At 62.8% G+C, this 22,352-nt stretch carries 14 protein-coding genes; 7 read left to right on the top strand and 7 right to left on the bottom strand.

Features of this window, described 5'->3' with window-relative positions:
* Positions 1 to 2: 2 nt before the first annotated feature.
* Complete coding sequence (locus WG899_RS20435) at positions 3 to 338, top strand: YkgJ family cysteine cluster protein (protein WP_339597507.1); 336 nt, start codon at positions 3 to 5, stop codon at positions 336 to 338.
* A 67-nt stretch (positions 339 to 405) separates the two neighbouring features.
* Here WG899_RS20435 and WG899_RS20430 read toward each other — a convergent pair whose 3' ends face one another.
* Together WG899_RS20430 and WG899_RS20425 are read right to left on the bottom strand one after the other, a co-directional pair.
* On the bottom strand, positions 406 to 1,581 hold the full coding sequence (locus WG899_RS20430; protein WP_339597506.1) for a tetratricopeptide repeat protein: 1,176 nt from the start codon (positions 1,579 to 1,581) through the stop codon (positions 406 to 408).
* 179 nt (positions 1,582 to 1,760) lie between these two features.
* Positions 1,761 to 4,604: an alpha-1,6-glucosidase domain-containing protein gene (locus WG899_RS20425; RefSeq protein ID WP_339597505.1), complete on the bottom strand. Its 2,844-nt coding sequence runs from the start codon at positions 4,602 to 4,604 to the stop codon at positions 1,761 to 1,763.
* Between the two features lie 325 nt (positions 4,605 to 4,929).
* On the opposite strand from WG899_RS20425, the gene WG899_RS20420 reads away from it, so the two are divergent.
* Positions 4,930 to 6,429 carry an alpha-amylase family glycosyl hydrolase gene (locus tag WG899_RS20420; RefSeq protein WP_339597504.1) on the top strand — a complete coding sequence of 500 codons (1,500 nt, stop codon included), beginning with the start codon at positions 4,930 to 4,932 and terminating at the stop codon, positions 6,427 to 6,429.
* A 5-nt stretch (positions 6,430 to 6,434) separates the two neighbouring features.
* The gene (locus WG899_RS20415) at positions 6,435 to 7,322 is read left to right on the top strand and encodes an alpha/beta hydrolase (RefSeq protein ID WP_339597503.1); all 888 of its coding nucleotides are present in this window, start codon (positions 6,435 to 6,437) and stop codon (positions 7,320 to 7,322) included.
* A gap of 23 nt (positions 7,323 to 7,345) precedes the next feature.
* Here WG899_RS20415 and WG899_RS20410 read toward each other — a convergent pair whose 3' ends face one another.
* The 5 genes from WG899_RS20410 to WG899_RS20390 form a co-directional block, all read right to left on the bottom strand.
* A complete protein-coding gene (locus tag WG899_RS20410; protein WP_339597502.1) occupies positions 7,346 to 8,554 on the bottom strand; it encodes a cation:proton antiporter in 1,209 nt (402 codons plus the stop codon).
* Between the two features lie 94 nt (positions 8,555 to 8,648).
* The gene (gene malQ / locus WG899_RS20405) at positions 8,649 to 10,196 is read right to left on the bottom strand and encodes a 4-alpha-glucanotransferase (RefSeq protein ID WP_339597501.1); all 1,548 of its coding nucleotides are present in this window, start codon (positions 10,194 to 10,196) and stop codon (positions 8,649 to 8,651) included.
* A gap of 18 nt (positions 10,197 to 10,214) precedes the next feature.
* Entirely contained in the window at positions 10,215 to 12,362 is a 2,148-nt protein-coding gene (glgX, locus tag WG899_RS20400) for a glycogen debranching protein GlgX (protein WP_339597500.1), read from the bottom strand.
* Positions 12,363 to 12,364: 2 nt separating this feature from the next.
* On the bottom strand, positions 12,365 to 14,602 hold the full coding sequence (gene glgB, locus WG899_RS20395) for a 1,4-alpha-glucan branching protein GlgB (RefSeq protein WP_339597499.1): 2,238 nt from the start codon (positions 14,600 to 14,602) through the stop codon (positions 12,365 to 12,367).
* 5 nt (positions 14,603 to 14,607) lie between these two features.
* Positions 14,608 to 17,115 carry a glycogen/starch/alpha-glucan phosphorylase gene (locus tag WG899_RS20390; RefSeq protein ID WP_339597498.1) on the bottom strand — a complete coding sequence of 836 codons (2,508 nt, stop codon included), beginning with the start codon at positions 17,113 to 17,115 and terminating at the stop codon, positions 14,608 to 14,610.
* A 355-nt stretch (positions 17,116 to 17,470) separates the two neighbouring features.
* Between WG899_RS20390 and WG899_RS20385 the strand changes: the two genes are divergently transcribed.
* Genes WG899_RS20385 through malG form a run of 4 tightly spaced genes read left to right on the top strand, consistent with a single transcriptional unit; the run spans position 17,471 to position 22,350 of the window.
* Positions 17,471 to 18,574 carry an ABC transporter ATP-binding protein gene (locus WG899_RS20385; protein ID WP_339597497.1) on the top strand — a complete coding sequence of 368 codons (1,104 nt, stop codon included), beginning with the start codon at positions 17,471 to 17,473 and terminating at the stop codon, positions 18,572 to 18,574.
* On the top strand, positions 18,571 to 19,767 hold the full coding sequence (malE, locus tag WG899_RS20380; protein WP_339597496.1) for a maltose/maltodextrin ABC transporter substrate-binding protein MalE: 1,197 nt from the start codon (positions 18,571 to 18,573) through the stop codon (positions 19,765 to 19,767). The genes WG899_RS20385 and malE overlap by 4 nt, the downstream gene beginning before the upstream one ends.
* A gap of 19 nt (positions 19,768 to 19,786) precedes the next feature.
* The gene (gene malF, locus WG899_RS20375; protein ID WP_339597495.1) at positions 19,787 to 21,439 is read left to right on the top strand and encodes a maltose ABC transporter permease MalF; all 1,653 of its coding nucleotides are present in this window, start codon (positions 19,787 to 19,789) and stop codon (positions 21,437 to 21,439) included.
* A gap of 20 nt (positions 21,440 to 21,459) precedes the next feature.
* Positions 21,460 to 22,350 (top strand): maltose ABC transporter permease MalG, encoded by an 891-nt coding sequence (gene malG, locus WG899_RS20370; RefSeq protein WP_339597494.1) that lies wholly within the window; start codon positions 21,460 to 21,462, stop codon positions 22,348 to 22,350.
* Positions 22,351 to 22,352 lie beyond the last annotated feature (2 nt).

The following is a 22,352-nucleotide window of genomic DNA, read 5'->3' as shown; positions in this document are numbered from 1 at the left end:
AGATGAGTGAAGCCGACAACCCCTGTGTGCGCTGTGGCGCCTGCTGCGCCAGCTTTAGGGTCGACTTCGCGCGCCAAGAATTGCTGAGCGAAGGCGGCTGCGTCCCCGACGGGCTGACGGTTGAGCTGACCGACAGCCTGGCCCGCATGCGCGGCACCGACCATGCGCAGCCACGCTGCGCCGCCCTGGTGGGCCAAGTTGGTGTCAAGGCCGGTTGCGGCATCTATGAATGGCGACCGGCACCCTGCCGTGAGTTTGGCCTGCGTGCGCCGATGGGCATTGGTGACGAGGCCTGCGCCCGTGCACGCGCCCGGCATGGCCTGGCTCCACTGGGCTAAGTCGATTCGGCCAGCGACCCCGGCGGCCCGACTCAGGAATGGCTCACGGTAAGACTCAAGGAAAGCCTCAAGGAAAAGGCTTGCGCTTGAGCTTGAGTAAATCCAGCTTGGAGCTGTAGCGCTCGCGGTCCCGCGCGGTGGTGCTGTTCTCCATCGCCAACGCCATTTGCTGCCGCGCCGCCACCCAATCGCCCAGGCCGTAGTTGGCCAGCGCCGACCAAAAATGGAACTCATGGAAATAGGCTGAGCGCTCGATCTCTTTGCCAAACAGTTCGCGGGCCTTGGCGTAGTCGGCCACCTTCATCGCCTCAATGCCCAGATTGAAGTATTTGTAGGGCGGATAGGGCTGCAACTCAGCCAGTCGCTTGGCATAGGCTTGCGCCTCTTGGGGCCGCCCCAAATCCCCCATCACCAAGACCAAATTCGACATCGCCTGCGTGTTGGCCGGTTCCTCGTGCAAGACATGGCGCAGCGCCGGCTCGCCCAAGTTGGGGTGCCCCTTGCGGCGATAGATGACGGCCAGCGTGTTGTAGGCCGCCAGCTGTTTGGGGTCCACCGACAAGGCCTCGCGAGCCCACCAATAGGCCTCGTCCACCTGCCCTTCTTTCAAACTCTCGGCAGCGCGGTTGTTCATGAACAGGGCCATCACCGCCTCTTCACTGATCTCGCGCGTGTGCTGCATCTTGCCGCGCTCCGGCGGCATGAAGTCGACCGTCAACATCTCACTGCCCAAGGTCGTGAAATTGGTGTCGGCAACGCGCCGCCCCAAGCTGAGATTGACATGGCCGGACAAGAAATACATGTCCGAGTTGCGGCTCCAGACCTCTTCGACATAGACGCTCTGGTAGCGCACCGGCAAGCCCAGGCGCTTGGCAAACGCCCCCGTCATGATGACCAGCGAGAGGCAATTGCCGCGTCGCTCGGCGAAGGCCTGCGCAGCGTCGCGCGTCATGCTGTCGTCGTACTCCAGCTGCAGCAGACTCTTGTTGTAAAGCGCGTCCAGCAGCCCCTGGCGCGAGCCCTTGCCTCGCGAGGCGCGGGCAATGTCGAAATCCAGATACTCCTCCATCGCCGGGCTGAGGGCAAAAACCCGCGCCGGATCGATCGGAGCAGCGAGCGGTTTGAACAGCTCGTCATGGAAGAGCTGAACCGGCTTCGCCACAAGGCCTGGGGGCCCGGAAGCACAGCCGAACAGCAACAGGCTCAGCAACACACCGATCAGCGAGGTGCACCAAGATTTCATGGCAACTCCTTGCGGTGAACAACAGTCAGGGACATGAGCAACAAACACCGGGCTGCACCGAATGCACCATGCAGCGCGGGCTTGACCTGCATCTGATCCTACTGCGGGCCACCTTTCGGCGCCATGCGTTTGGCCACCCTATTCCCACCGTTCATCACACGAAACCGTGCGGCCAGAACTTAGGGCTGGACCAGCACCAAGGCCGTACGCGCCGGCACGCGCAAAAGCAGGCTGTTTCGGTCCCATCGCGCCTCCTGCGCCGGGCGCTTGTCGGCCGCCTCGGGAGCCAGATGCACCGGGTGCAAAGCCCAGTCAGGCCCCAAGTCCTGCGGCAACTGCAGCGCCTGCGCGCTGGGCGCCACATTGATCACATAGAGCAGGCGCTTGAATCCCGCCCCAGGCAGATCCGCCCCCTCCAACAAGCCGGCCACCAGCACTGGGTTTTGGTTCGGGCCGGTGTTCAGGAAGTGCAGCCGCTTTTGCACCTCGGCGGCGCTGCGCAGCCTGAACAAGGTGGAGCTGGCGCGGATTTTCAACACATCACGAAACGCATCCCGGCTCCAGGCGATGTCGGCCGGGCCAGGCTTGATGGACGGGTCGGCCAAGAACTCGCGCAGGCGCGGGTACATCTCGCCGTTGTCGATCTTGGGCGGCAAGCCGCTGCCAAAGTGATTGTCTTGGTAGCTCCAGTCGAGCCGGTTGAACCAATCTCCCGAGTCGTAACTGTTGCGGTCCAAGGACTTGGAGCGCAACACATCCTGGCCGGCATGAAAGTAGGCCACTCCTTGGCTGAATGCGGTCAAGGCCGCGCCCAGCAGCTGCACCCGGGCGCGATCATGGCGCGAGGTGTCCCGCGGCAACTTCAGCGCATGGCTGTCAAACAAGGTTTGGTTGTCGTGGTTCTCCACATAATTGACCACCTCGCCGGGCTGCGAGACATAGCCGGCCGGCTGATCGCCATAGGCGATCTCGGCCAAGCGGCGCTGCTCACCGCGCCAAGTTTGCATGCGGTAGTCCCGCAACGAACCAGCCAAGCCAACGCGAATCAAATCAGCCGCCTGCATCAAATCAGACATCGGACGCTGGGGCGCCAGCGCATTCGGCGCATAGACCAAGCCGTTCAACCAGCCCTGGTTTTGAATGATCGCGTCACCGCTGTCGCCAGCGCTACCGCCGCGCGCGGCATCGCGCCCCCGGTCACTGAAAGTGCCTATGCCGGATCCGTTCAGCGACAGCTGCGAAGCCTGGAGAAAACGCGCGCCGTTGGCCACCTCGCCAAAATTCCAGCCCTCGCCGATCAACTGCACCGGCCGCCCCGCCGCCGCATTGACGCGCTGTTGCAAAGCCTCCATCACCGCGCGCGGCTGATGCGCCATCAGGTCGAAGCGAAAGGAATCAAGCCGGTACTCGCGCGCCCACAAGGCCACCGAGTCGATCATCAGCTTAGCCATCATGGCGTGCTCGGTGGCGGTGTTGTCGCAGCAGGTGGAGCGCTCAATCCTGCCCTTGGCGTCCAGACGCTGGTAATAGCCCGGCACGATGCGATCCAGCACCGACTGCGGATGCTGACCGGCTGCGGCCGTGTGGTTGTAGACCACATCCATGCCGACCCGTAGCCCTTCACGGTGCAGCGCTTGCACCATCTGGCGCAACTCCAAAATACGGCGCGCGCCGTCACCGGCATCGCTGGCATAGCTGCCCTCGGGGGCGTTGTAATGGAAGGGGTCGTAGCCCCAGTTGAAGCAGTCAAGAGCCGCCACCGCCGTTACCGCGGCTTGCTGATGCTCGCTGTCGGCCGCGGCAGCGGGCACCGTGGGCGACACACAGGCGGCCTCGGGTACCGAAGCCAAATCAAAGATGGGCAGGAGGTGAACGTCCGTCAAGCCGGCCGATGACAAAGCGCGCAGATGCCGCATGCCCTGCGATTGCGGCTCGGTGAAGGCCAGGTACTTGCCGCGATGGGGCGCACTGACCGAGGCGTCATTGATGGAGAAGTCACGCACATGCAACTCATAAATGACCATATCGGTCTGCGCCCGAACGCGATCGGGTCGAGGGCTTCGGTCCCAACCCGCCGGCTTCAAGGGCGCCGCGTTCAGATCGGCCACATAGCTGCGCTTGGAATCGGTCGTCAAGCTGAGCGAATAGGGATCGGTCACACGGTTGCGCACCACACCGACGCCCGGCACCCACACATCGACCAAATAGCTGTAGTACTGCCCGCTCAAATCCTCCGCCATGCCCAAACGCCAAACGCCGCTGGCATCGTCGCGACTCAGCGCCTGGGCCGGCGCCACAGAGCGGCTATGCCCATTGGCATAACGACACAGCGAGACGGCCTGGGCCGTCGGCGCCCAAAGTTTGAATTGGGTCAGCTTGGCCGCCTTGGGCCGCTTACGCGGCGCGCTGAGCAAGGCAACACCCAGCTCGGACTCACCCTGCGCCGCGGCGTACAAATCATCCAAAGCACCGGGCGTCTGTAAGGCGGTGGCGTCCAAGACACGCCCAGAGGCGTCTTCCTTGACGAGCAAGACCTGTCCCTGCAACCAATGCCCCAACTGCGCGGCCTGTGCCTCGGGCACCTGCAGTCGCGGGCCGTCTGCAATGAACTTGAAGCGCGCCTGCACCGCGGCCGGCAAGGCCGCATCGGACCGCTGCAGCGTCACCTCTTGATCGGCTGAGGCGATGGCCAGCCCCGGCCGATACAGCAAGTCCCCGCGGGCGGAGTAATAGAGCTTGTAATGCACATCGGCCGGCTGCGTAGCGCCCGCAGCTTGCGGCCACTGAATCAAACGACTGCTCAACCAGTAGGCCCGCGCATCCACGGCGCTTGCGCCTTGCATGGCGGCCGCATGCAAGAGCCGCTGAGGCTCGGGACGATCACAGTCCTCACGCGAGGCCTCCAAGCTCTTCGATGCGGGCTGCACCGCAGCCGGCGTCGGCGCTCTTTCTTGCGCTGCGGCGCAAAGCGAAAAACCGGCCTGCGCCCCGAGCAGCAGCAACACCCGCACAAGGCACGGCAAGCGATGCAATGGCCCTTTGACTCGCTTGCAAACCTGCTTCAACCGCATCATCCAGCTTCTCCTATTCGACGCGAAGATAGTAGCAAAACTACACGCAAATGGTTTGCAGGTATTCCATAATCAACTGCATTAACCTATGCTCAAGCGAGAAACCCATCCAGAGAGCGTAATTTTGCTACACACATTACTCTGCAAACCCCAACAATCAGGCTTAGCGCGCCTTGCTCTCTGTCTGGCGCTCTGGACCGGTTTGGCTGGCGCCGATGCCGCCCTAGCAGCACCAGACCTGCGTCATATCGAATCGCAAAAGAAAGCAAGCAGCACCTTGCGCGACCACTGGCTGCACGGCGCCTTCATGGAGATCTTTGTACGCGGCTATCAGGACAGCGATGGCGACGGTATCGGCGACTTGCGCGGCCTGATCCAAAGACTGGACTACTTGAAGGACTTGGGCATCACAGGCATCTGGTTGATGCCCATCACCGCCAGCGCCGACCGTGATCATGGTTATGCCACCACCGACTTTCGAACGATTGAGCCGCAATACGGCAGCTTGGCCGATTTTGACGAGTTGATTCGGCAAGCCCACCGGCGCGGCATCGGCATCATCATCGACTACATCCTCAACCACAGCGCCTCGCAACACCCGCTGTTCCAGTCGGCTTTGCAGGGCAAGAGCAGCCCCTACCGCGACTGGTTTGTCTGGCAAGACCCGGCCCCCAGCGGCTGGGACATCTGGGGCAAGAACCCTTGGTACCCTGGCGCCGAAAACAACTCCAGCCATTACTTCGCCACCTTCGGTCCGCATATGCCGGACTTCAATCTGCGCAAGCCCGATGTGGTGGACTACCACCGCAGCAGCTTGCGCTATTGGCTAAATCGCGGGCTCGACGGCTTTCGGCTCGACGCGGTGCCGCACATGATCGAGAACGATGCGGTGAACTGGAACGATCAGCCCGAGAGCCGCCGCCTGACCAAGGATTTTCAAGACCTGATCAAAAGCTACCCGCAGCGCTACACGGTCTGCGAAGCCACCGCCGAACCCAAAGCCTATGCCGCGCCCGAGGTCTGCGGCAGTGCCTTTGCCTTTGGCCTGGAGCAACAGATACTGAAGGCCGCCAAGGGCGAGGCTGCCGCCATCCAACAAGTGGCCGACTACTTCGTGACGGCGCCGCCCAGCATGGCCACCATGCTGGCCAACCACGACATCTTTGCCGGCGAGCGGATCTGGGACCAACTGGCCGGCGACGAGACTCGCTACAAGCTGGCCGCCGCCACCTATCTGTTGTTGCCCGGCACGCCCTTCATCTACTACGGCGAAGAAATCGGCATGGCCGGCGTCAAAGGCCTGCCCGGCGACGAGCCGTTGCGCGCGCCGATGTCTTGGACCCCTGAGCTTTCTGGCTTTACACCCAAGGCCGAAGCCTATCGCCCGATCTCCCCCAATGCTGCAAGCCATAACGCCCAGGCACAGCAGCGCGACTCGGGCTCGATCCTGAATTTCTACAAAGCCATGCTGAAGCTGCGGAACAGCCTTCCCGCCATTGCAACTGGAGCCTATCTCCACCCACAGGTTCAAGGACAAACGCTGAGTTTTCAGCGCCGCTTGAATGCCAAAGCGCACAACGTGGTCTTGATCAACTACGGCGAGACCGAGCAATTGATGACGATCCCGGCCTTGCCCAGGCGCGCGCAACTCAAGGCCGCATTCCCCAAGCCGCCACCCCAATCAAAGGGAAAACCAGGAACAAGCGCCGATGCGAACGGCCAAGCCCGCATCACCGTGAGCGCACGATCGGTCCAGGTCTACGAGGTCTTGCCATGAAGCCCATGCCCCAAGTTTCCTGGATAAGTCGCACCCTGGCTTTGCTGCTCACTTTGACGCTGACGTTGACATTCAGCGCCTGCAGCAAGACCCCCAGCGCTGAAGCAGCCCGGCCGACCGAGCAGCGCCCCAGCAGCGCACAAGCCAATGTCTCGGTGCTGCCGCAGTTGCTGGAGATTCCGGGCCTAGCACGGCTTCGCCAAGTGCGCCTTTACCTACCGCCGGGCTATGCCAGCTCTAGCAAGCGCTATCCGGTGCTGTACATGCACGACGGCCAAAACCTCTTTGACGACGCCACCGCCTACGCTGGCGAATGGAAGGTGGACGAGACCCTGAATGCCTTGGCTCGCGCCGGCAAGCTGGAGCTGATCGTGGTCGGCATTGATAACGGCCAAGACAAGCGCATGAGCGAGCTCAACCCTTGGGACAACCCGAAGTTTGGCAAGTCCGAAGCCCAGGCCTATCTGAACTTCATCGTCAAGGTGATCAAGCCCACCATCGACCGCGACTACCGCAGCCTGCCCGAGCCGAGCAACACCGCCATCATGGGCAGCTCCATGGGCGGCCTGATCTCGCACTACGCCATCACCCAATACCCTGGCGTCTTCGGCCGCGCTGGCGTTATTTCACCGTCTTACTGGATCGGCCAGCGCAGCGCGCTCGACTACTTTGCCCAGCACCCGGCGGCGCCCGATGCGCGGCTTTACCTGCTGTCGGGCGACCAAGAAGGCCGCGATATGGTGGACAACATGCAGACCGTGCACGCAAGCCTTTTGAAAGCCGGCCACCCGGCCAACAACCTTTCGATCAAGGTGACGCCCGGCGCCAGCCACAACGAGGCTTTCTGGGCCAGTGAGTTTGAACAGGGCGTGCTCTGGCTGTTCAAACCCTAAAGCTCACACCCTGCACCATCACCTCAGGCGCTGCGCCCCAGCAGATCGCCCATGCGGCGCAGCATCGGCTTCACGATGGGCGTGGTCAGCATGGTGCTGACCACCGCCATCAACAAGAGCGCGGTGAAGGTTTCGTTGGTGATGATCTGCTTGTCCAGCAAGATATTGGCAAAGATGATCATGATCAGAGCCTTGGTCTGCAGCAGCCAACCGATCAGGCTGGCCTCGCCTTTTTGCCAACCCAGGATCCGGCCCGCCATATGCACGCCGATCAGCTTGCCGGCCACCGAGGCCAGCAACAGCCAGGCAGCTGCAATGAAAACCGCCGCACCGCCCACATTCCACTGCGTGCGAAGACCGGTACTGAGGAAAAACACCGGCATGATGACCAGCAAGACTTGATGGCGCAGGCTGTCGAGTTGCTTTTGTTCAAACCAATCGGCATCGATGATGGCGCCCGCCAGGAAGGCGCCCACCATGTAATGCAGGCCCGACCAATCGGCCCCGAATGCGCAGGCCGTCAACCAGATCAGGCCCACAAACCAACGGTCGCTCTGTGACAGGCGCTGCATCAAGCGGCGGAACAAGACGCCCACCACCACAAAGGCGAGGATGAAAGCCGCTTGGCGCCCCACCCGGTGCCAATCCATCAAGATCAGCGCCAAGACGCCCCAGATCGCCACATCGTCCACGCTGGCATAACGCAGCACCCGCTGACCCAGCGGCCGACGCAAGATGTCGAGCTTTTCCATCAACAGGATCAAGATCGGCAAGGCCGTCACCGCGCAAGACATGCCCACGCCCAACACAAACTGCCAGGTCAAGGCCTTGGGCCCCATCCAGCCGCCGCCTTGCGAGGAGCTCAGCATCACCATCGCGGCGCCACAGCCCAAGACCAAGGGCATGCCCAAGGCCAGGCCAGCAGTGATCCCGCTCTCACGCCGGTGCTGCCAGGCGGCCTTCAGATCAAGTTCAATGCCGGCAATCCAGACAAACAGCATCACCGCCCACCAGGCAATGCCATTCAGGCACTGGATCACGGACGGATTGAAGACGAACTCGTAATAGCTCGGAAACGCCGCCCCCAAGACGCCTGGGCCCAACAAGATGCCAGTAATGATTTGCACCACCACCAAGGGCGCGAAGTAGTCGGTACGGCACAGTCGCCAAATCAGATACGGCACGCTGAGGATGAGCAGCATGGCAATCAAGAAAATCTCGGTGGTGTTCATCGCGCTTCAGATCGGGCAAGAAAAAAGGGCGACGCCGGCCAACACCGGCATCGCCCTTGGCTACAAAACTGCGCGGATTATGTACTCGCCAAATTCAGCGCGGCAATTGCATCATCGCCATTGGGGCTCTCCCGCTCGCGGCGGTGATCAAGGCCAGCACCCGAGTCGGCTCAGCGCCCACCATGTCCCAGCTGAAACGCCAGCCCCAGTTGCCGCCCAACACCCCCGGCACATTCATGCGGTGAGCACTGCCCAAGCCCAGGACGTCTTGCAGCGGGAACACCGCCATATTCGCCACCGAGTTGCAGCAAGCGCGGATCATGGCCCAGTGCACATCGTGCGCGCCGCAAGCCAAGTAAGAGCCCGCGAAAGAGCGCTCTTGCGGCGAGGCGCTGTCCCACCAGCCGCGCACCGTGTCGTTGTCATGAGTGCCGGTGTAAGCGACACAGTTGCGCGGCCACATATGCGGCAGGAACTCATGGTCGGCCACCGCACCCTGCGCCACTTGCGCGCCGTCCACACCGAAGGCGAATTGCAAAATCTTCATGCCCGGGAAGCCGCAGCCATCGCGCAGCGCATGCACATCGTCGGTGATGAAGCCCAGGTCTTCGGCCACGATGGGCAATTGACCCAAGGCCTTCTCAATCGCGTCAAACAAGGCCTTGCCGGGGCCGGTGCGCCATTGGCCCTGGCGTGCATCCGGGCTGCTGCCGGGAATCTCAAAGTAGCCGGCAAAGCCACGGAAATGGTCGATGCGGAACACATCGGCCTGGCTCAATGCGCGCTTGACCCGCGCCGTCCACCACGCATAGTTCTCACCCGCCATGCGGGCCCAGTTGTATAAGGGGTTACCCCAGCGCTGGCCGGCCACCGACATCGCATCCGGCGGCACTCCGGCGACCACCGCGGTCTGGAACTGATCGTCCAGCTCATACAGGTCCGGCCGGCTCCAGCAATCCGCGCTGTCATGCGCCACAAAGATCGGCAAATCGCCCATCAGCGCCACGCCCTTGCTATTGGCGTAAGCCTTCAGGGCCGCGCTTTGCACATCGAACTGCCATTGCACAAACTGCCAGAAGCGATATTCCTCGGCATGCGTCACACGCGCTTGCGCCAGGGCGGCAGGCTCACGGCGAGCCAGGGCTGGCGCCCAGGTCCACCAGGCTTGGCCGCCAAGCGGCGAGCGGATCGCCATGAACAAGGCGTAGTCATCCAGCCAGCTGGCCTGATCCGCGCACCAGGCGGCAAAAGCCTCTTGATCGGCCACGCTGGCCTTTGCGAAGAAGCCTGCCGCCGCTGCGCGCAGCTGCTTTTCCCGCCAGGGCAAGACCTGGCCGTAGTTCACCTGCTTGGCGTCAAAGCCAGCCAAATCAGCGGCGCTCGGCGCGGCCAGCCAACCCTTTGCGATCAAAGGCTCCAGGGCCACCATCCACTGGCTGCCCGCGAAGGCCGAGACGCCTTGATAAGGGCTGTCGCCGGGGCCGATGGGCGTGGTCGGCAGCAATTGCCAGATCTTTTGACCGGCCGAGGCCAGCCAATCGACAAAGTGAAAGGCCTCGGGCCCGAAGTCACCCATGCCATGCGGGCCAGGCAGCGAAGTGATGTGCAAGAGCACACCGGCGGAGCGTTGATTGAGGTTCATCGTCTCAGAGCTTTCTTCTCAAACATGGCGCAGCACCAGGAGGCTGCGCGCGGGAACATTCAAATGGGTGACAGCGGGTGAATCGGACTGAACCATCGTGTCAGGCAGCAAGTCGCCGCTGCTGTCCAAAACCAGGCGCCAAGCCCCCAGGCTAAAGGAAAAAGCCTGAGCCTCGGGCTCGGGGTTGAACAAGACCATCAGGCGCGGCGCAGCGGCCGCCTCCGCAGGCTTGCGCGCTTCAAAAAACACCGCCGCAAAGGCCGACTGCGAAGCATCGAACCAGTCGTGCTGCTGCATCTCCGCGCCGCGCGGCGAGAACCAGCGTAAGCTGGGCGCCGAGGCCTCAGCCGCGTCTGCAGAAGCAGCGGCAAACCACTGCTCATGCCGCAGCAAGGGCTCGGCGCGGCGCAGCGCCAGCAGCGCAGCGACAAAGGCTTGCGTGTCGCTTTCAGCCTGCGCCCAGTCCAGCCAGGTGATGGCATTGTCTTGGCAGTAGGCATTGTTATTGCCGCCTTGGCTGTTACCGATCTCGTCACCGGCGCACAGCATGGGCGTGCCCTGGGCCAGAGCCAAGGTGGCCAGCATGGCGCGGCGCACCCGCAGGCGCGTGGCGCGAATGGCGGCGTCTTCGCTCGGCCCCTCATGGCCGAAGTTGGCGCAGAGCTCGCCGTCGCGGCCGTCGCGGTTGTTCTCGCCATTGGCATGGTTGTGCTTGGTGGAATAACTCACCACATCGGCCAGCACATAACCGTCATGCACAGAGACAAAATTCACCGAGGCGGTGGGCCGACGCGAGCCATGGTGGAATAAGTCGCTGGAGGCCATGAAGCGCCGCGCCAACTCGCCGCGGCCGACGCTGGGCTGCTGCGAGCGCAGCCAATAGCCGCGCACCGCATCGCGGAACTTGTCGTTCCAATCCAAAAAGCGCCCAGGGAAGCGGCCGACTTGGTAGCCCTCATGGCCGGCGTCCCAGGGCTCGGAGATCAAATGCACCTGGGCCAAGACCGGGTCTTGGCGCAAGGCGGCGAAGAAAGCGGCTTGCGGATCAAAGCCATGATGCGTGCGTCCCAACACCGGCGCCAGATCGAAGCGAAAGCCATCCACGCCCATCTCGCTGACCCAATAGCGCAGCGAGTCCAGCACCAGCTGAGCCACGCGCGGGTGAGCGCAATTCAAAGTGTTGCCGCAAGCGCTGACGTTTTCATAACGGCTTTTATCGTCAGAAACCAGGCGGTAGTAGCTGCGGTTGTCCAGGCCTCTGAAGCTCAGCGTGGGGCCAAACTCATTGCCCTCGGGCGTGTGGTTGTAGACCACATCCAGCACCACCTCCAGGCCTTGCGCATGCAACTCGCGCACCATGGCGCGGAACTCCTCGCGCACGGCGGCCGGGTCCTCGCGATGCGCGCGCTGCGCCAGACGCGGGTCGGGGCTGAAAAATCCCAGGGTGTTATAGCCCCAGTAGTTCGGTTTGCCCAGATCGGCCAGATGCGGTTCATCGATATGAAAGTGCACCGGCAGCAAAGACAAGGTCGTCACGCCCAAGGCCTTGAAATGCGCGGCCGAGGCCGGATGCGCGAGGCCGGCGTAGCTGCCACGTAGGGCCTCGGGCACCGCTTGCAGCTGCTGCGAGAAGCCCTTCACATGCACCTCGTAAAGCACCAGGTCAGCGGTGGCGTGGCGCGGCGCATTCAGGCGCGGGCTGCTGTCGGCCGGCAAGGCTTGCGCCACCCTCGCCTTCAGTGCTTGCAAGGCGTTGTCGCGGGTGTCGAAGGAGCGCGGCCCATCCGGATGGCCCAGCTCATAGCCATGTTGCTCTGGCGCCCAGGCGAAGTGGCCGACGATCTCGCGGGCATAGGGGTCGAGCAAGAGCTTGTGGGCATTGAAGCGATGGCCATGCTCGGGGCTGTACGGCCCATGGGCCCGCAGACCGTAAACCAGGCCCGCGCCCAAGCCGGGTAGAAAGCCGTGGAAGACCCCATCATCGGGCCCTTGCAAGGCATAGCGGCGCAGTTCTCGCTGGCCGGAGCCATCAAAAATGCACAAGTCGATGGCGGTCGCCGATTCGGAGAAGACGGCGAAGTTCACGCCGCCGTCGCGCGGCGTGGCGCCTAAGGGTTCATGGCGACCCGGCGCCAGTGAAGCAGGCAAAAGTGAATCGGTGGGCATGGTCAGAGATTCAAAGCAGTAGGCATCAAGAACAGGCAAGCCAGCGGCGGCAGATTCAGGCTGATGGACTGAGCATGGCCCTGCGCTGCCACCGCCTCGGGCTGCAAGACCTGATCCGGATTGCCCAGATTGCTGCCGCCATAGTGAGCGGAGTCGGTGTTCAAAACTTCTTTCCAACCCTGGCCCGGCGTCAGGGGAACGCCCAGGCGGTAGCCGATGCGCGGCACCGGTGTGAAGTTGCAGACCACCAGCACGGGAGCCGCGGAATCTTCTCCGTGTTGTTCATCCTTGCGCAACCAGGCCAACACCGATTGTTCGGCGTCGCTTGCTTCCAGCCATTCAAAGCCGGCAGCCTCGCAGTCGAGCCGATGCAAGGCAGGCTGCGCGCGATAGAGCTGGTTGAGGTCACGAATCAGGCGCTGCACGCCGGCGTGGCGCGGGTCGTCCAGCAAAGACCAGGGCAGCTCGGCGTCATGATTCCATTCGCTGCGTTGCGCGAACTCTTGGCCCATGAACAAGAGCTTCTTGCCGGGGTGGCCCCACATAAAGCCGTAGTAGGCGCGCAGATTGGCGAATTGCTGCCACTGGCTGACATCGTCCGCCGGGCCGCGCATCTTGCCCAGCATGGAGCCCTTGCCATGCACCACCTCGTCATGCGAGATCGGCAGCACAAAGTTCTCGCTGAAGGCATAGACCAGGCCAAACGTCATCTTGTCATGATGCCAGCGCCGATGAATCGGGTCCTCCTGCATATAGCGCAGGGTGTCGTTCATCCAGCCCATATTCCATTTGTAGTGAAAGCCCAGGCCGCCCGCCGAGGTCGGCGCCGACACGCCGGGGAAGCTGGTTGACTCCTCCGCCACGGTGATGGCACCCGGCGCATCCAGGCCGAGTTGCTCATTGATGCGCTGCATCAGCGAGATGGCTTCCAGGTTGTGATTGCCGCCATGCACATTCGGCACCCACTCCCCGGCCGGGCGCGAATAGTCGCGGTACAGCATCGAGGCCACTGCATCGACCCGCAGGCCGTCCACGCCCCAGCGCTCGGCCCAGTAGAGGGCATTGCCCGCCAGAAATTGGCGTACTTGCGGCTGGGCAAAGTTGTAGATCAGCGTGTTCCAGTCGCGATGAAAGCCTTCGCGCGGGTCGGCGTATTCAAACAGCGGCGTGCCATCGAAGCGCGCCAAGCCATGGGCGTCGCTGGGGAAGTGCGCCGGCACCCAGTCCAGCAGCAGGCCCAAGCCACGCTGATGGCAGGCCTGCACTAAACGCGCAAAGCCCTCGGGCGGGCCGAAGCGAGCACTCGGCGCAAACAGGCCCAGGGTTTGATAGCCCCAGGAGCCATCAAAAGGATGCTCGCTGATGGGCATCAGCTGCACATGGGTAAAGCCCAGATCCGCCGCATAGTCGGGCAGCTCGGCCGCGAGTTCATCCCATGTGGGGAACTGCGCGGCGCCGCGCCGCCAAGAGGCGGCATGTACCTCGTAAATAGACACCGGCGCCCGGCGCGCATTCGCCTGCGCGCGCTCGTCCGGCAGGCGCACCGGCGGATTCAGGGGCGCAGCCACGATGCTGGCCGTCTCGGGCCGCAGCTGGGCGGCGCGGGCATAGGGGTCGGCCTTCAGCGGCAACAACTCACCGGCCGGGCCTAGCAGCTCGAATTTGTAGAGATCGCCCATGGCCGCCTGCGGCACAAAGATCTCCCACACACCCGCCTCATGGCGCTTGCGCATCGGGTGGCGGCGGCCATCCCAGACATTGAAGCTGCCGACCACGCTGACCCGCTGCGCATGCGGCGCCCAGACAGCAAAGCGCACACCGGCCACATCACCGCCGGCATCGGTCTGCGTCAGCGGATGTGCACCCAGCAGCTCGAAGGAGCGCGGATGCTGGCCTTGGGCAAAGCGCTGCAGATCTGGCTCCGACAATTGCGGGCCGAAGGCGTACGCGTCTGCAAGGATCTGCTCCGCATGATCGGCCGACCAGCGCACCGCCAACCGATAGTCAAAACGCTTGCGACGACGTCCCATGGGCGCTTCGAACAAGCCCTCGGCATGACGAAGCGTCAAGGCTGCGACGGGCTTGCAGCTGGCGGCGTCGATCACCTCAACCGACAAGGCACCCGGCAGCAAAGCGCGCAGCCACAGGCGGCCGGCCGCATCGGCATGCAGACCCAAGACCGAGAAGGGATCTGCGTGCCGCGCCGCCAACAGCGCATCGACTTCGGCCGAGCTCAACATGGGGTTCAGGCGCGCGGCTGATTCAGGCCCAAGCTCTTCACAGACCAGACGCGTTCGACATACTCGGCGATGGTGCGGTCGCTGGAGAAGTCGCCCATGCCGGCGACATTCAAGACCGCGCGCTGCAGCCAAGCCTCGGGCTGGCGATAGAGCGCATCCACCTCAGCTTGCTTGTCCACATAGGCCGCAAAGTCGGCCATCAGCAGGTAGGCATCGCGGTTCAAAAGCATCTCGGTCAACGCGCGATAACGCTGCACATCACCGGAGGAGAACTCGCCTTCGGCAATGCTTTGAATGACGCGCTGCAGCTGCGCGTTCTGCTCCACATACAGGCGCGGGTCGTAGCCCAAGGCCAAGACCCGCGCCACCGCTTCGGTGCGCAGGCCGAAGACAAACATATTCTCCACGCCCATGGCCTGGGCCATCTCGATATTGGCGCCGTCCCAAGTGCCGATGGTCAGCGCACCGTTGAGGGCGAACTTCATATTGCCGGTGCCGGAGGCCTCGGTGCCGGCGGTGGAAATCTGCTCCGACAAATCAGCCGCAGGAATGATCACCTCGGCCAGCGAGACGCCATAGTTCGGCAGATAGACCAGCTTGAGCTTGTCGCCCACACGCGGGTCGCTGTTGACCACGCGCGCCACATCATGAGCCAGCTGAATGATGGACTTGGCCGTGAGGTAGGCCGAGGCCGCCTTGCCCGCGATGATGACGGTGCGCGGCACCCAGGGCTTGCCGTCCACGCCATCCGGATTGGCAACAATGGCCTGGTAGCGTGCCACCACATGCAAGATATTGAGCAGCTGGCGCTTGTACTCGTGAATGCGCTTGATCTGCACATCGAAGAGACTGTCCACATTCACCTGAATGCCCAGCTCACGGCGGATCAAGTCCGCCAGTCGCTGCTTGTTGGCGCGCTTGACGGCGCTGAACTGCTGCTGAAAAGCGGCGTCCGCAGCGGCCGGCGTCAGCTGGCGCAGCTCCGACAAATCCTGGCGCCAGCCCTGGCCAATGCGTGCATCCAAGAGGCTGGCCAGCTGCGGGTTCGCCTGGGCCAGCCAGCGGCGCGGCGTCACACCATTGGTGACGTTATGGAAACGGCCCGGGAAGATGGCGGCGTAGTCGGCAAAAATGGTTTGCACCATCAGCTCGGAGTGCAGCGCGGCCACGCCGTTGACGCGGTGTGAAGCCACGATGGACAAGGCGGCCATGCGGACTCGACGCTCGCCTCCATATTGCTGACCCTCATCGATCAAAGACACACGCGAGAGCAGCGCATCGTCGCCCGGGAACTTGGCGCGAACCTCGGCCAGGAAGCGGCTGTTGATCTCGTAAATGATTTCCAAATGACGCGGCAGCAAGGCCTCGAACATGCGCACCGGCCAAGTCTCCAGCGCCTCGGGCATCAGGGTGTGATTGGTGTAGGACACCGCTTGACGGGTGATGGTCCAGGCCTCATCCCAGCCCAGGCCCTGTTCGTCCATCAGCAAGCGCATCAGCTCAGCCGGCGCCAAGGCCGGATGGGTGTCGTTTAAATGGATGGCATTGCCCAAGCCCAGGCCTTGCAGGCTGCCAGCCTCGCGCAGATGGCGCGCAATCACGTCTTGCAAGGAGGCGCTGACCAAGAAGGCCTCTTGCTTCAAGCGCAACTCGCGGCCGGCTTCGCTGCTGTCGTCGGGGTACAAAACCCAATTCAAGGCATCGGCTGTAACGCGGTGCCGGGCTGCGGCGGCATAGTCACCTTGGCAGAAGGCCTTGAAGTCAATCGGCTGGGCCGCGCTGGCATGCCATTGGCGCAGGGTCGAGACCCGCTGGCTGTGATGCGCCGGCACGATGAAGTCATAGGCCTGCGCCTCCAACATTTCGCTGGGCAACCAGCGGCGCTGGCCACCCTCGTCCACCTGCACGCGGCCACCGAAGCCCACGCTGTAGCGCACTTCAACGCGCGGCACTTCCCAAGGGGCGCCATGGCGCATCCAGTCATCGGGCGCCTCGACCTGGCGCCCGTCTTGAATCGCCTGGGCAAACATGCCGTACTGGTAACGCAGGCCGTAACCAAAAGACGGCAGACCCAGTTCCGCGAATGAATCCAAGAAGCAAGCGGCCAAGCGGCCCAAGCCGCCATTGCCCAAGGCCGCATCGGGCTCGCGCTCCAGCACCTGGCCGAGGCTTTGGCCTTGAGCCGCCAAGACACGACTCAAGTCGGCTTCCAGGCCCAGTGCAGCCAAGGCATTGGACAAGGCGCGGCCCATCAAGAACTCCATCGACAGATAGTGCACCCGCCGCACCGGGTGCGCGCTGCCACGGGCCGCATCTTCGGCCTGGGTTTGCGCCCAACGCTCGGCCAGCAAGGAGCGGGCGGCCGTGGCCGCTGCGCGCAGGGCCGCAGCCGCCGAGGCCGAGCCTTGAGCCGGGGCCGACTGTGCCAACTCAAGCCGATAGGCGGACTCGAACTGCGCCACCAAGGCTTGCTGTGCCGCGTCGGGCTGGGCGGAGGGAGATTGCGGAGTCATTGCTGTGGCCATTTTTTTTGCAAGTGCTGTCAACATGGTCGGGCGTCAATGGATGGGCTGAAAAATTGGACTCGCGCCTCGCGACGGAGGCTCGTCATTCAAAACTGCACAAAGTATCGCTGAGTCCCGAAGTTTTGTGTAGTTTCACTACATCGGGAAAGCCCTAAGTTTATTGCAAGCCCTTGATTTATCAGCAAACCAGCCAAAAATCTAGGTGATAGATCTGTTGTTGAACTACATTTTCAGCTGTATATTCTCTACAAATTAGGCACCCAGACCGCAAGTCAGAGTGCCCAAGAAGTCAACAAGAATCACCAGTAAGCGAAAGCGCCCGCGCCTTCGCACGGAGACAGATGTGGCAGATGTTCAGCTGAGCGGCGTGGCCAAAGCCTATGGCGACGTCAAGATCTTGCACGGGATCGACCTTGAAATCCGCGATGGCGAATTCATGGTCTTCGTGGGCCCCTCGGGCTGCGGCAAGTCCACCCTCTTGCGCACCATTGCCGGCCTGGAAGAAATCACTGGCGGCGAGCTGCGCATCGGCGGCCGCCTGGTCAATGAGGTGCCGCCGGCCGAGCGCGGTATTGCCATGGTGTTTCAGAGTTATGCGCTCTACCCGCATATGAATCTGTACGACAACATGGCCTTTGGCCTGAAGCTGGCCAAGGTGCCGCCGGCCGAGATCGACGCCGCCGTGAAGAGCGCGGCCAAGATCTTGCACATCGAACATCTCTTGGACCGCAAGCCCAAAGACCTCTCCGGCGGCCAACGCCAGCGCGTGGCGATTGGCCGCGCCATCGTGCGCAAACCCGAGGTGTTTTTGTTCGACGAGCCGCTCTCCAATCTGGACGCGGCGCTGCGGGTGCGCATGCGCTATGAGTTCGCCAAGCTGCATGAAGACTTGAAGACCACCATGGTCTACGTCACCCACGACCAAGTGGAGGCGATGACGCTGGCGGACCGCATCGTGGTCTTGTCGGCCGGCAAGATCGAGCAGGTCGGCACACCGCTGGAGCTGTACGAGCACCCGATCAATCTCTTTGTGGCCGGCTTCATCGGCTCGCCCAAGATGAACTTCTTGCAGGCCGAGTTGGTGGAAGCCAGCGCCGAAGGTGCCAGCCTGCGCCTAGCCAGCGGCGCGGTTGTGCACGCCGCCGTCAACGCCGCGCGCGGCAAGCCTGGCGACAAGGTCACCTTGGGCCTGCGGCCTGAGCATTTTGTGGTCGGCGGCGAAGTCAACCCGATTCAATGCACGGTGACTTTTGTCGAGTCGCTGGGCAGCGCCACCCATGCTTACTGCGCCTACCCCGGCGTGGAAGATGCGCTCACCTGCGAGTTCGACGGCCGCACCCGCATCAAGGCCGGCCAAGACATTCGCCTGAGCATGCCGCCCGAGGCCTGCTATGTGTTCGATGCGGCGGGCCTGGCCTTCACTCGCTTGGCCGGGGTGCCGGCATGAGGCCGACTCAACTTGGGGCGGCGCTGCTGCTGAGCCTGGGCGCCAGTTGGGCAGCACATGCTGCCACACCGCACAAGCTCTTGGTTTGGATCAACGGCGACAAGGCCTACAACGGCCTGCAAAAAGTCGGCAATGCCTTTGAGCAAGCCTCCGGCGTCAAGGTGGTGGTGGAGCACCCGGTGGACGCCACCGACAAGTTCCAGCAAGCCGCCGGCGCCGGCAAAGGCCCCGACATTTTTTGCTGGCCGCATGACCGCGTCGGCGAATGGGCCAAGTCCGGCCTGCTGACGCCGCTGCGCCCTAGCAAAAAGCTCTACGCCGAAGTGGAAGACACGGCCTGGAAGGCCTTTGCCTACCAGGGCAAGCTCTGGGGCTACCCCATCGCCATCGAAACCACCGGCCTGATCTACAACAAAGCCCTGGTGCCCAAGCCCCCGGCCAGTTTTGAAGAGCTGATCGCGCTGGACAAAAAACTGCAAGCCGAATCCGGCGGCCGCAAGCATGCGGTTTTGTGGGACTACAACAAGAGCTTTTTCAGCTGGGCGCTCTTGGCAGGCGCGGGCGGGCAGATCTTTGGCCGCGATGCCAAGGGCGAGTTTGATGCCGGCCAGGTGGGCGTCAACAATGCCGGCGCCCTGGCTGGCGCCGAAATGATTGCCCGGCTTTTGCAAGGCGGCCATATGCCCAAGGGCGCGCGCTACGCCGAGATGGAAAGCGGCTTCGCCAAGGGCGAGGTGGCGATGATGATCTCTGGCCCCTGGGCCTGGGAGAACGCCAAAAAGGCCAAGATCGATTTCGGCGTGGCGCCGATTCCGGCCGTGGTCGCGGGCAAGCCCTCCAAGCCTTTTGTCGGCGTGCTCGGCTGCATGATCGCCGCCCCCAGCCAGCAAAAAGACATCGCCCGCGAATTCATCGAGAACCACTTGATGCGCCCCGAAGCCTTGAAGGTGCTGGACGCGGATGTGCCCATCGGCGTGCCCGCCAACAAAGCCTTCTACGCCGAGCTGTCGGTCAACCCCTTGATCCGCGCCAGCATGGAGAACGCCCGCCTCGGCGAAGCCATCCCCAACATCCCCGAGGTGGGGCGCTTCTGGACCGCCATGGACGCGGCTCTGGAGGCCATCACCAATGGCTTGCAAAGCCCCAAAGACGCACTGGACGGCGCCGCCGCCCGCATGCTGCTGAACAAGTGACGATGAAGAAGCCAAACTCATGAGTGCAAGCCATTCACCCTCCTTGGGTTCCTCTGCGTCCTTGGGCGCATTGAGCGCCTACAGCAAGCTGCCCGCCACGCCGCTGGAACGCATCGCCCGCCAACTGCGCTGGCCCCTGACCGGCCTGGCCATGCTGGCCTCGCTCTATCTGGTCTTCATGATCTATGCAGCCGGCCAAGCGGCCTGGGCCATGGGCGTGCTGGCCTTGCTGTCCGCTGCGTTTTACGTTTATGTCAGCAACGCCGGTTTTGCCTACCGCTACCTCTTCCCCGGCATTGCGGGCATGTTGGTCTTCATCGCCTTTCCGCTGATCTACACCGCGCAAATTGGCTTCACCAACTATTCCTCGGCTCATTTGCTGAGCCAAGAGCGGGTGCGCGAGTATTTGCTGGACCAGCATGAAGCGGTGCAAGCGCAGATCCAGCCCTTCACCCTGCATGCCGATGGCCCTGAGTTCCGCCTGGTGCTGCGCAGCGAGGACGGCGCGCCCAGTTGGATCTCGCCGCCACTGGCCCTGAAGCCCTCCAAGGCTGAACTCAGCGTGGAGATGCTCAGCGCCACGCAGGCCAATCAATCGCCCAACCAGAGCTTTGCCGCCCCGCTGCAAAGCGCCCTGTCCTTGCGCGAGTTGATCCAGCACCGCGCGGCCTTGATGCGGCTGAAGCTGCAGCTGCCGCCCGAAGAGGGGCGCAGCGCCGCCGAGCGCGAGCTGCGCTATTTGGGGCTGCGTGAGTTCGGCCCCATCACCCGCCACTGGCAGGCCCAAGCCGATGGCAGCCTGACGCGCTTGAGCGATCAAACCGTCTTCAGCCCCAATCTGAAAACCGGCTATTTCGAGAGCGCCGCCGGCGAGGTGCAACAGCCCGGCTTCAAGGTGACGGTGGGCTGGGAGAACTACCGCCGCATGGTGATGGACGCCGAGTTCCGCGGCCCCTTCCTCTCGATCTTCAGCTGGACGGTGATGTTCTCGGCGCTGACGGTGGCGATTGCCACCGCCGTGGGCATGCTGCTGGCGGTGATGCTGAACTGGGAGGACCTGAAGTTCCGCACCACCTATCGCACCCTGCTGTTCTTGCCCTATGCGGTGCCAGGCTTCATTTCCATCCTGGTCTTCAAGGGCTTGTTCAACCAGAACTTCGGCGAGATCAATGCCATCTTGGATGCGCTCTTCGGCGTCAAGCCGGCCTGGTTTGCCGACCCGCTGTTGGCCAAAGTGATGCTACTGATCGTCAACGTTTGGCTAGGCTACCCCTACATCATGATTTTGTGCGCCGGCCTCTTGAAGTCGATTCCATCGGACTTGTACGAAGCCTCGGCCATTGCCGGCGCCGGGCCGCTGACAAATTTTTTCAAGATCACCGCGCCTCTGATCATCAAGCCGCTAGCACCGCTCTTGGTCAGCGCCTTTGCCTTCAACTTCAATAACTTTGTCTTGATCGCCTTGCTGACCGATGGCCGGCCCGATTACCTGAGCACCAAGATCCCCGCCGGGCAGACCGACATCCTGGTGTCTTACACCTATCGCATCGCCTTCAAGGATTCGGGCTCGGACTTTGGCCTGGCAGCGGCGATCTCGACGCTGATCTTCTTCCTGGTCGCGGCCATGTCGCTGATCAATCTGCGCTTGATGAAAAAAGCACAGTCCAACTGATTGAGGACCGAGAGAACACCATGGCAATCGTTCGAGGCAAACAAGCACGTTGGCGAATCTGGGCGGCGCATGCGCTGATGTGGGTGTTTCTGGCGCTGACGCTGTTCCCGCTGCTGGCCATCGTCAGCATCTCGCTGCGGCCCGGCAACTTCGCCACCGGCAGCATCATTCCCACGCAAATCAGCCTGGAACATTGGCAACTGGCCCTTGGCATCCCCTACCAAGCGGCCGATGGCAGCTGGGTAGCACCGCCCTTCCCGGTGCTGACCTGGCTGTGGAACTCGATCAAGGTCGCCACCATTTCGGCCTTCTTGATCGTGGCGATTTCCACCACCGCGGCCTACGGTTTTGCGCGGCTGAGGTTCCGCTTCAAGGCGCCCATTCTCAACAGCATGCTGCTGCTGCAGATGTTCCCGCCGGTCTTGGCCCTGGTGGCCATCTATGCCATTTTTGAGACGATTGGCAACTTCATTCCCGCGCTGGGCATCGAGACCCACGGCGGCCTGGTGCTGGCGTACTTGGGCGGCGTGGCCACACATATCTGGACCATCAAGGGCTACTTTGAAACCATCCCGGTCGAGATCGAGGAATGCGCCAAGGTCGATGGCGCCAGCCATTGGCAGGCCTTCCGCCGCGTGCTGCTGCCGATGGCGGTGCCGATTCTGATGGTGGTGTTTGTGCTGGCCTTTATCGGCACCATCATCGAGTACCCGGTGGCCTCGGTGCTGCTGCGCGAGGAAGGCAATCTGACCCTGGCCGTGGGCTCCAAATACTTCTTGCACGACCAGCGTTTTTTATGGGGCGACTTTGCCGCTGCGGCGGTGCTGTCGGGCCTGCCCATCACCCTGGTGTTTTTGCTGGCACAGCGCTGGATCGTCTCGGGCTTGACGGCCGGCGGTGTGAAAGGTTGAGG

This window comes from Paucibacter hankyongi (genome assembly GCF_037482915.1).
Classification (GTDB): Bacteria; Pseudomonadota; Gammaproteobacteria; order Burkholderiales; family Burkholderiaceae_C; genus Paucibacter_A; species Paucibacter_A hankyongi.
The sequence above is the reverse complement of the archived record's forward strand: the minus strand, read 5'-3'. Positions and strand labels throughout refer to the sequence as shown.

Excerpts from the sequence above, each read along its gene's own strand:
- WG899_RS20435 (WP_339597507.1), top strand. The coding sequence starts at position 3 with ATGAGTGAAGCCGACAACCCCTGTGTGCGCTGTGGCGCCTGCTGCGCC.
- WG899_RS20430 (WP_339597506.1), bottom strand. The coding sequence starts at position 1,581 with ATGAAATCTTGGTGCACCTCGCTGATCGGTGTGTTGCTGAGCCTGTTG.
- WG899_RS20415 (WP_339597503.1), top strand. The coding sequence starts at position 6,435 with ATGCCCCAAGTTTCCTGGATAAGTCGCACCCTGGCTTTGCTGCTCACT.
- WG899_RS20410 (WP_339597502.1), bottom strand. The coding sequence starts at position 8,554 with ATGAACACCACCGAGATTTTCTTGATTGCCATGCTGCTCATCCTCAGC.
- malQ (WP_339597501.1), bottom strand. The coding sequence starts at position 10,196 with ATGAACCTCAATCAACGCTCCGCCGGTGTGCTCTTGCACATCACTTCG.
- glgX (WP_339597500.1), bottom strand. The coding sequence starts at position 12,362 with ATGCCCACCGATTCACTTTTGCCTGCTTCACTGGCGCCGGGTCGCCAT.
- glgB (WP_339597499.1), bottom strand. The coding sequence starts at position 14,602 with ATGTTGAGCTCGGCCGAAGTCGATGCGCTGTTGGCGGCGCGGCACGCA.
- WG899_RS20390 (WP_339597498.1), bottom strand. The coding sequence starts at position 17,115 with ATGACTCCGCAATCTCCCTCCGCCCAGCCCGACGCGGCACAGCAAGCC.
- malE (WP_339597496.1), top strand. The coding sequence starts at position 18,571 with ATGAGGCCGACTCAACTTGGGGCGGCGCTGCTGCTGAGCCTGGGCGCC.
- malF (WP_339597495.1), top strand. The coding sequence starts at position 19,787 with ATGAGTGCAAGCCATTCACCCTCCTTGGGTTCCTCTGCGTCCTTGGGC.
- malG (WP_339597494.1), top strand. The coding sequence starts at position 21,460 with ATGGCAATCGTTCGAGGCAAACAAGCACGTTGGCGAATCTGGGCGGCG.